The sequence below is a fragment of the Hansschlegelia beijingensis genome (assembly GCF_045505405.1).
Classification (GTDB): Bacteria; Pseudomonadota; Alphaproteobacteria; order Rhizobiales; family Methylopilaceae; genus Methylopila; species Methylopila beijingensis_A.
Map to the genome: position 1 here is coordinate 1 of NZ_JBJKEX010000510.1, position 1,457 is coordinate 1,457.

Annotated in this window: 2 protein-coding genes; both read left to right on the forward strand. The window is 72.6% G+C overall.

Going from position 1 to position 1,457, the window contains the following annotated elements:
- Positions 1 to 1,234, forward strand: a 1,234-nt coding sequence (locus ACIKT0_RS18190) for a UDP-N-acetylmuramoyl-L-alanyl-D-glutamate--2,6-diaminopimelate ligase (protein WP_407106736.1), incomplete at its 5' end; no start/stop codon positions are given.
- Positions 1,231 to 1,457 (forward strand): Mur ligase domain-containing protein (locus tag ACIKT0_RS18195; protein ID WP_407106737.1); only part of this gene is annotated, 227 nt, incomplete at its 3' end. The genes ACIKT0_RS18190 and ACIKT0_RS18195, both read left to right, overlap by 4 nt.

Below are 1,457 nucleotides of genomic sequence, written 5' to 3' on the forward strand. Positions count from 1 at the left end.
GGTCCCGGTGGTGCTCGCCGCCGACGCCAGGCTGGCGCTCGCGAAAGCGGCGGCGCGGCTCTTTCCGCGCCAGCCGGCCACGATCGCCGCCGTCACGGGAACCAGCGGAAAGAGCTCGACCGTCACGTTCCTGCGGCAGATCTGGGCGCATGCGGGCCTGCAAGCCGCCAGCCTCGGCACCCTCGGCGTGACCAAGCCGTCAGGCGCGAGCTACGGCTCGCTGACGACGCCCGACCCGGTGTCGCTCCACCGCACGCTCGACGCCCTCGCGGAGGAGGGCGTCAGCCACTTGGCGATGGAGGCCTCGTCTCACGGGCTCGATCAAAAAAGGTTGGACGGCGTTAACCTTAACGCGGTCGGCTTCACCAATCTCTCGCGTGACCACATGGACTACCACCCGACCGTGGAGCACTACCGGGAGGCCAAGCTCCGGCTGTTCCGGGAGCTGCTTCCGGAGGGCGGGGCGGCGGTCGTCTGGGCCGATTCCGCAGCGTCGGCCGCCTTCATCGAAGCGGCGGGCGCACGCGGCGCGCGGCTGCTCACCGTCGGGCGAAAGGGCGACGCCATCAGGCTCGAGGCGGTCGCGCGCGAGGGCCTCGCGCAGGTCCTCACGATCGTCCACTCCGGCGCCAGCCGAAAGATCCGGCTGCCGCTCGCCGGCGCCTTCCAGGTCGAGAACGCCCTGGTCGCGGCGGGGCTCGCGCTCGCGACCGGAGTCGCTTCCGCGGAGGCGTTCGACGCGCTCGAAGCGCTGCAGGGCGTGCCGGGCCGTCTTGAGCTGGCGGGCGAGACCCGCGGCGCGGCGATCTTCATCGATTACGCCCACAAGCCGGATGCGCTCGCGTCCGCGCTCGCGGCGCTGCGGCCGTTCGCGTCCGGGCGGCTGACCGTCGTCTTCGGCGCCGGAGGCGACCGCGACGCCGGCAAGCGTCCGCTGATGGGCGAGATCGCCGCCTGGGACGCCGACAGCGTCATCGTCACCGACGACAATCCGCGCAGCGAGGACCCGGCCGGGATCCGCGCGCAGATTCTCGCAGCCGCGCCGGGCGCGCGGGAGATCGGCGATCGCCGCCTCGCGATCGAGACCGCGATTTCCGAGGCGCGGCCGGGCGATGTCGTGCTGATCGCCGGCAAGGGTCACGAAACGGGCCAGATCGTGGGCGATCGGACGCTCCCGTTTTCAGATCACGAGGTCGTGCGGGCGACGCTCGCCAACAGGGGGGACGCCGCGTGAGCGCGCCCAGCAGTTTCGCCGAACCGCTCTGGTCGGCTTCCGAGCTTGCGCTCGCGACAGGTGGACGGCTGGTCGGCGCGCCGGCCGAGGACCTGGTCGGCGTCTCGATCGACAGCCGCAGCGTCGCGCGCGGCGAGGCGTTCTTCGCCATCAAGGGCGGTCGCCAGGACGGCCATGACTTCGTGCGCGACGCGCTCGCGCGCGGCGCGGGGCTCGCGGTGGT